Source organism: Pseudomonas sp. AC112 (genome assembly GCF_979253545.1).
The window spans coordinates 4,185,150-4,192,886 of record NZ_CEEDCM010000001.1 but is presented as its reverse complement, the minus strand read 5'-3'; the positions used below and the strand labels follow the sequence as shown (position 1 = coordinate 4,192,886).

The 7,737-nt window shown below is 62.6% G+C and carries 7 protein-coding genes; 4 read left to right on the top strand and 3 right to left on the bottom strand.

What is annotated here, in order from left to right; genetic code table 11:
- Positions 1 to 22 precede the first annotated feature (22 nt).
- Positions 23 to 775: a thioesterase II family protein gene (locus tag AC0IYN_RS19405; RefSeq protein WP_457267403.1), complete on the bottom strand. Its 753-nt coding sequence runs from the start codon at positions 773 to 775 to the stop codon at positions 23 to 25.
- A gap of 302 nt (positions 776 to 1,077) precedes the next feature.
- On the opposite strand from AC0IYN_RS19405, the gene AC0IYN_RS19400 reads away from it, so the two are divergent.
- Entirely contained in the window at positions 1,078 to 1,629 is a 552-nt protein-coding gene (locus AC0IYN_RS19400; protein ID WP_005789991.1) for an RNA polymerase factor sigma-70, read from the top strand.
- Between the two features lie 157 nt (positions 1,630 to 1,786).
- On the opposite strand, the gene AC0IYN_RS19395 is transcribed toward AC0IYN_RS19400, so the two are convergent.
- Both AC0IYN_RS19395 and AC0IYN_RS19390 read right to left on the bottom strand, forming a co-directional pair.
- Complete coding sequence (locus AC0IYN_RS19395) at positions 1,787 to 2,575, bottom strand: substrate-binding periplasmic protein (protein ID WP_457239549.1); 789 nt, start codon at positions 2,573 to 2,575, stop codon at positions 1,787 to 1,789.
- Positions 2,576 to 2,669: 94 nt separating this feature from the next.
- A complete protein-coding gene (locus AC0IYN_RS19390; RefSeq protein WP_406597618.1) occupies positions 2,670 to 3,293 on the bottom strand; it encodes a TetR/AcrR family transcriptional regulator in 624 nt (207 codons plus the stop codon).
- A gap of 153 nt (positions 3,294 to 3,446) precedes the next feature.
- Here AC0IYN_RS19390 and AC0IYN_RS19385 point away from each other — a divergent pair, with 153 nt between their 5' ends.
- Genes AC0IYN_RS19385 through atuC form a run of 3 tightly spaced genes read left to right on the top strand, consistent with a single transcriptional unit; the run spans position 3,447 to position 7,731 of the window.
- Positions 3,447 to 5,225: an acyclic terpene utilization AtuA family protein gene (locus AC0IYN_RS19385; RefSeq protein ID WP_457239550.1), complete on the top strand. Its 1,779-nt coding sequence runs from the start codon at positions 3,447 to 3,449 to the stop codon at positions 5,223 to 5,225.
- Positions 5,226 to 5,238: 13 nt separating this feature from the next.
- Positions 5,239 to 6,111, top strand: a complete 873-nt coding sequence (locus AC0IYN_RS19380; RefSeq protein ID WP_457248092.1) for an SDR family oxidoreductase — start codon at positions 5,239 to 5,241, stop codon at positions 6,109 to 6,111.
- A 3-nt stretch (positions 6,112 to 6,114) separates the two neighbouring features.
- Positions 6,115 to 7,731 carry a geranyl-CoA carboxylase subunit beta gene (gene atuC / locus AC0IYN_RS19375; RefSeq protein ID WP_406597615.1) on the top strand — a complete coding sequence of 539 codons (1,617 nt, stop codon included), beginning with the start codon at positions 6,115 to 6,117 and terminating at the stop codon, positions 7,729 to 7,731.
- The last annotated feature ends 6 nt before the right edge of the window (positions 7,732 to 7,737 follow it).

Below are 7,737 nucleotides of genomic sequence, written 5' to 3'. Positions count from 1 at the left end.
AAATTCGGGAATTGGGGAGCTTTTAGCCAGCGGCCAGTTGCCGCGCCGCGCCATTGCGCCAGCGGGCCAGGTGTTCGTCGGCATAGCGCCGCACGCAACGCAGCACGGCGCTTTCGTGCTGGATGAGGAAGAAGTGGTGACCGTCGAACATGTCCAGGGAAAAGCCACTGGCGGCGTCGAGTTGCCAGTCGAGCAACTGGTCGGCGCGCACGCTGTCCTGTTTGCCGCCGAACACGTGGATCGGCATGTCCAGCGGCGTGCGCTCGCCGTAGGTGAAGCTGCCGCACAGCAGGAAATCGGCGCGCAGGATCGGCAGCATCAACTGCATCAACTCGGGGTTGGCCAGCGCTTCTTCAGCAGTCCCTTGCAGTTCGCGCAGACGGGTGATGAGTTGTTCGTCGGTCTTTTCGATGGCGTACTCGCTGACGTCACGACGCGCCGGCCCGGCTGTGCCGGAGGCGAACAACGCCAGCGGCGCGGGGACGCCGCGAGCGCTCAAGGCGTGCGCCAGTTCGAAGGCGAGCAGGCCGCCGAGGCTGTGGCCGAACAGCGCATAGGGCCCGCTCAAGTCGCGGCTGATTTCCTCCGCGAGCTGCGCGGCCAGGGCCTTGATATCGCGCTGCAGCGGCTCGTCCATGCGCATGCCACGGCCGGGCAATTCCAGCGGACACACCTGCAACCACTCAGGCAGGACTCGGCGCCAACGCGCATACACCATGGCGCTGGCGCCCGAATAGGGCAGGCAGAACAGGCGCAGTCGAGTCGGCGTACTCATCGAGCAACGACTCCAAACTGAAACACGCTGTATGCACGATAGAAACCCATTTCGTCCTCCTGCGGGTGCTGATCCTTGGCCGTTTTACTAACGGACCTGTCACCCAGAAGAACGGACGGCACCGGCAAATAATTAGTCGCCGGGTACGAGCGAGACGTGGTTCACACCAAACAAGAAAGCATAAGATTAGTTCGCCTTCTCATTTGACAATCATTATCATTAAGCATAATTTGTTGCCCGATGTGTAGGAGGCCTCAGCAAGGACGCCCTCCCCTAACCTCTTTTGCGACAAGGTGATTTCCATGACGGAACAAGTATCCACAGGCAGGTGCGACTCACCGCTTCTCCAGGCATTCGTCGATAACCGGCTGATTCTGGTGAAGATCGCGGCACGCATTACAGGGTGCCGCTCCCGAGCCGAAGACGTAGTGCAGGACGCCTACTTCCGGCTGCAATCGGCACCGACGATCACCTCATCGTTCAAGGCCCAGCTGAGTTATCTGTTCCAGATCGTGCGCAACCTGGCGATCGATCACTACCGCAAGCAGGCCCTGGAGCTCAAATACTCCGGGACGGAAGAGGAAGGCTTGAATGTGGTTATTCACGGCGCTTCACCGGAAACCTCGCACATCAATTTCAACACCCTGGAAAACATCGCCGACGCCCTGACGGAGCTGCCCCAACGCACCCGCTACGCGTTCGAGATGTACCGTCTGCACGGCGTGCCGCAAAAGGACATCGCCAAGGAACTGGGGGTTTCGCCGACCCTGGTGAACTTCATGATCCGTGATGCGCTGGTGCACTGTCGCAAGGTGTCGGGCAGCCATAGCGATACGTTTGCGCGCAGGGTTTGACGCTCAGCAGAGTGATCTGACACTCAGCAAATCAAATGTGGCAGCTGGCTTGTGTGGGAGCTGGCTTGCCTGCGATGCGGGCGACCCGGTTTGACAGAGGCACCGAGTCGGCTCCCACATGAGCCTATGTCCACCAAGACGATCTGTAGCGTGCCTGTCAGGGCACCGGCATCACATCAATACGATACGGCTCGAAAATCTTCAGCATCTCGCCATCGTCACGCAAGCGCTTGAGCAACGCGGAAAAGGCTTCCCCCGTGATCGGCGCCTTCGGCCGCAGCAGCGCATAGTGGTGATACACCTGGTCGATGCGCTCCGACACCAGGAACTGCCCCGCCATCTCCGCGTTGCGCACCATAAAGTCACTCAAGTACGAACGGGTCACCAAGGCGATGTCGGCACGACCGCGCGCAACCATCAGCAGGTTGCTGTCATGGGAGTAAGTCAACGTGGCGTTGAAGTGCTCGGCCATGTACTTGGGGTCGGGGTTGAAGTTGGCGAAGGCGTAGTGATATCCGCTGAATACCGCCAGGCGCTTGCCCTTGAGGTCGGCGAAATAGCTTTGGTCGCGACCGGTCTCACGCTGGGCGACGAAGATTTCTGCATCTTCCAAGCCCATGTCGACGGTAGTGTGGGGAATCTTCTGCCAGCCCCAGTCGGGGTTTTCGAAGATGGCCATGTCTACCCGGCCCTGCTCGAAATCACGAAAGCGTCGCGGGATAGAGGTGGGCACCAGTACAAATTGGTAGTCGGTTTGCGAGGCGTTGAGAGCCTCGACCAGTTGCGGCAGCAAACCGGTGTCGGCGCCCTGCTCGGGGCGCACGGTGTAGGGCGGGAAATGTGCCGCACCGATGCGGACCAATTGCGCAGCCGAAGCCGGCACCCACCACGCGGTGCCCAGTGCCCAAAAGGTCAGTCCTGCAGCCAGCCGCCATGGCGAAAACATCAAGGCACACACCGTTCAAAAACACTCATGGCGATAAGCTAGGCGTTTTTGTCTGGCGAGACAACTTTCCACCGGCAAATTAATAGCTTGCGCCTCAATCCGCTTTCAGAACCATCAGCAGGGCTTCTTCGGCCAACTGCTCAAGCGTCAGGCTGCCCTCGGCGCGAAACCAGGTGGTGGTCCAGGACAAGGCGCCGGTGAGGAAACGCCGGGTAATAAATACATCGCCACGGATATAACCGGCGTCCTTGGCCTCGCCCAGTACCTGCAGCCAGATCGCCTCATACACGTCGCGCAGGGCCAGCACCTGGGCCTGGCCTTCGGCCGACAGCGAACGCCACTCGTACACCAGCACCGCCATGGCCTCGCCGCTGCCGCCCATGATCGACTGCAATTCGCAGCGGATCAGCGCCAGCACGCGTTCGCGCACGTTGCTCGCTTCTTCAAGCGAAGCGCGCATCATCGCGGTGTTGTAGTGGATGGTTTCTTCCATCACCGCGCGCAGGATCTCGTCCTTGCTCTTGAAGTGATGAAAGATGCTGCCGGACTGGATGCCCACGGCGCTGGCCAGGTCGCGCACGGTAGTGCGCTCAAAGCCCTTGTTGCGAAACAGGTGGGCCGCGGTTTGCAGCAGCTTGCCACGGGCACTGTCGGGGTCGGTCAATTGGCCGTCATCGACCATGGTGCGCATCACCCGCAGGGCTTTGTGCTCATCCATGCCTCTCTCCTCTACTTCCACGGACGTCTTGGCCGGCAATTTAGGCCGTGCCGGCCACCCAAGCAAGCGCTTGGCTAAAACTTCTGTTCGGAGTTTACAAACCAAGCGCTTGCTTGGTAGTCTCGTTGCCAGCCATTCGAGGAAGGATTTCTCATGAGCAAGACGGTTCGTATCGGCTGCGCCAGCGCCTTCTGGGGCGACACCTGCACCGCCGCCGCCCAATTGGTGCACGGCGGCAAACTGGATTACCTGGTGTTCGACTACCTGGCCGAAATCACGATGTCGATCCTCGCCGGCGCGCGCATGAAAGATCCCCAGGCCGGTTATGCCACTGATTTTGTCGAGGTGCTCACCCCGCTGCTCGCCGATATCCAGCGCCAGGGCGTGCGGGTGATCAGCAACGCCGGCGGTATCAACCCCCAGGCCTGCGCCGCCGCCCTGCAAGCGGCCTGCGACAAGGCAGGCGTCGCGCTGAAAATCGCCGTGCTCCTGGGCGATGACCTGCAACCCCAGCTCAAGCATCTTCACACCATCACCGACATGTTCAACGGCACGCCACTGCCGCCGATGTGCGTGTCCGCCAATGCCTACCTGGGGGCACCGGGCATCACCCAGGCGCTGCAGCTGGGTGCGGATATCGTCATCACCGGCCGGGTGGTCGACAGCGCAGTGGTCAGCGCGGCGCTGGTGCATGAATTCGACTGGTCATGGCAGGACTACGACCGCCTCGCCCAGGCCGCACTGGCCGGGCATATCATCGAGTGTGGCGCGCAGTGCACCGGCGGCAACTTCACCGATTGGCGCGACGTGCCGGACTACGAGCACATCGGTTTTCCCATCGTCGAAGTCAGCGCCGACGGCCAGTTCACCGTGAACAAAGTCGACGGCACGGGCGGACTGATCAGCGAACTCAGCGTGGCCGAACAGCTGCTGTATGAAATTGGCGACCCACACGCGTACCTGCTGCCGGATGTGATCTGCGACTTCAGCCAGGTCAAGCTGCAGCAACAAGGCAAACACTGCGTACGCCTGCACGGCGCCAAGGGTTTGCCGCCGACCGGCCAGTACAAAGTCAGCGCCACTTACCCGGACGGTTTCCGCTGCACCGCCAGTTGTCTGATCGCCGGGATCGATGCGGTAGCCAAGGCCGAGCGGGTCAGCCAGGCGATCATCAACAAGACCTCGGAACTGTTCAGCCAACGCGGCTGGGCGCCTTTCACCGAAGTGAACATCGAATTGCTCGGCAGCGAAACCACCTACGGCGCCCACGCGCTGCGCCAGGACTGCCGCGAAGTGGTGGTGAAACTGGCGGTGCGTCATCCCAGCAAACAAGCATTGGTGCTGTTCGCCCGCGAAATCGCCCAGGCCGCTACCGGCATGGCGCCCGGCCTCACCGGCATCGTCGGCGGACGGCCCACCGTGTACCCGTTGATCCGGCTTTTTTCGTTCCTGATCGACAAGGCCTCCTGCGACATCGGGATCGACTTCCAGGGCGAACGCCACGCCTGCGCACTGCCGAGGGCCGACATGCCCACCCTGCCGGATGCACCGATTGACCCACCCACACCACAAGGCCGCGCCGACGCCAGCGTACCGTTGGTAAAACTGGCTGTGGCGCGTTCCGGCGACAAGGGCAACCACAGCAACATCGGTGTGATCGCCCGCGACCCCGACTACCTGCCGTGGATCGCCGAAGCACTCACCCCGGCAGTGATCGTCGACTGGATGGGCCATGTGCTCGACCCCGTGCAGGGTCGCGTCGAGCGCTGGTACCTGCCCGGCAGCCACAGCCTCAATTTCCTGCTGGAAAACGCCCTGGGCGGCGGCGGCATCGCCAGCCTGCGCATCGACCCTCAGGGCAAGGCCTTCGCCCAGCAACTGCTGGAAATCCCCATCGCCGTGCCGCAACACATCGCAGATTCTCTCACCTGACAGGAGCCTTGCCGTGGCCTTCGACTCAATCTTCAAAGCCGATCTGTTCCAGGGGCACACCGTGATAGTCACCGGTGGCGGCAGCGGCATTGGCCGTTGCACCGCCCATGAACTGGCGGCCCTCGGCGCTCACGTGATCCTGGTGGGGCGCAAGGCAGAGAAACTGCAGAACGTCGCGATTGAGATCGCCGAAGACGGCGGCACCGCCGATTGGCAGGTGTGCGACATTCGCGATGAAGAGGCGGTCAAGGCGCTGGTCAAACACATCATTCAGGCGCACGGCCCGATCCACGGCCTGGTCAACAATGCGGGTGGCCAATATCCGTCGCCGCTGGCCGCGATCAATCAAAAAGGCTTCGAAACGGTGCTGCGCACTAACCTGGTCGGCGGCTTCCTGATGGCCCGGGAAGTGTTCAACCAATCCATGAGCAAGCACGGCGGCGCCATCGTCAACATGCTCGCCGACATGTGGGGCGGCATGCCCGGCATGGGCCACTCGGGCGCGGCGCGTGCCGGCATGGACAACTTCACCAAGACCGCCGCCTTTGAATGGGGTTATGCCGGCGTCCGCGTGAATGCGGTGGCGCCGGGATGGATCGCCTCCAGCGGCATGGACACCTACGAAGGCGCCTTCAAGTCGGTGATCCCGACCTTGCGCGAACACGTGCCGCTCAAGCGCATTGGCACAGAGTCGGAAGTCAGCGCGGCGATCGTGTTCCTGCTCAGCCCCGCCGCCGCCTTTATCAGCGGCAGCACCTTGCGCATCGACGGTGCCGCCAGCCTGGGCAGCCGCGCCTGGCCATTGCACAAGGCGCAGTCGCCAAGCGAACCCTTCAATGGCTTCCACCGCGCTTACTTGCCCGATGTGCTCAAGGCGGAGCAATAGACCATGCCGGTGATTGAGTCCTTGATCGACACCCGCAGCGCCCAGTTCGCGCAAAACCGCGAGGCCATGCTGGCGGCCATCGCCCAGCTTCAGCAGTTGGAACACACCCTGCTCGCCAAGGCGCAGGAAGCCAAGCCCAAGTTCGACAAGCGCGGCCAACTGCTGCCCCGCGAGCGCCTCAACCTGCTGCTGGACCCCGGCGCGCCGTTCCTGGAACTGGCCAGCCTGGCCGGCTACAAGTTGCACGACGACAAGGACGGCAGCGCTGCCGGTGGTGGGTTGATTGCCGGCATCGGCTACGTCAGCGGCGTGCGCATGCTGGTGGTGGCCAATAACAGTGCGATCAAGGGCGGCACTATTTCCCCCTCCGGCCTGAAGAAATCCCTGCGCCTGCAACAGATCGCCATGGAGAACAAACTGCCGGTGGTGACCCTCGCCGAAAGCGGCGGCGCCAACCTCAACTATGCCGCCGAGATTTTCGTCGAAGGCGCGCGCAGCTTCGCCAACCAGGCGCGCCTGTCAGCCATGGGGTTGCCGCAGATCACCGTGGTGCATGGCTCGGCCACGGCGGGCGGTGCCTATCAGCCAGGGTTGTCGGATTACGTGGTGGTGGTGCGCGGCCGGGCCAAGCTGTTTCTCGCCGGCCCGCCGCTGCTTAAAGCCGCGACCGGCGAAGTGGCGACCGATGAAGAACTGGGCGGTGCCGAGATGCACGCACAAACCGCCGGCACCGCCGAGTACCTGGCGGAAAATGACGCCGACGGCGTGCGCATCGCCCGCGAGATTGTCAGCCTGCTGCCCTGGAATGATCACCTGCCGCCTGCGACCAAGCGGGCTTATGCAGAGCCGCTGTACCCCGTCGAAGACCTGCTGGGCCTGATCCCGGACGACCCGAAAAAACCCTACGACGTCCGCGAGATCCTCGCGCGCCTGGCCGACGGCTCGCACTTTCTTGAATTCAAGGGCGAGTTCGACGCCCACACCGTCTGCGGCCACCTGCACATCCAGGGGCGCGCCGTCGGCGTGATCGGCAACAACGGCCCCATCACGCCCAAGGGTGCGAGCAAGGCCGCGCAATTTATCCAGCTGTGCGACCAGAGCCGCACGCCGCTGCTGTTCCTGCACAACACCACCGGTTTCATGGTGGGCACCGAATCTGAGCAGCAAGGGGTGATCAAGCACGGCGCGAAGATGATCCAGGCGGTGGCCAATGCGCGGGTGCCTAAACTCACGGTGGTGGTGGGCGGCTCCTACGGCGCCGGCAACTATGCAATGTGCGGGCGCGGCCTGGACCCACGCTTTATCTTCGCCTGGCCCAACAGCCGCACGGCGGTGATGGGCGGTGCGCAGGCGGGCAAGGTGCTGCGCATTGTCACCGAGGCCAAACAATTGAAGGACGGCCTGGTGCCGGACCCCAAAGTGCTGGACATGCTGGAGCAGGTCACCGCGCAGAAGCTCGACAGCCAGTCCACTGCGCTCTACGGCAGCGCGAACCTATGGGATGACGGACTGATTGATCCACGGGATACGCGAACCTTGCTGGGCTTTCTGCTGGATATCTGCCATGAGGCCGAGGTGCGTGAGTTGCAAGCCAATACCTTCGGTGTAGCACGCCTCTAAATTTCG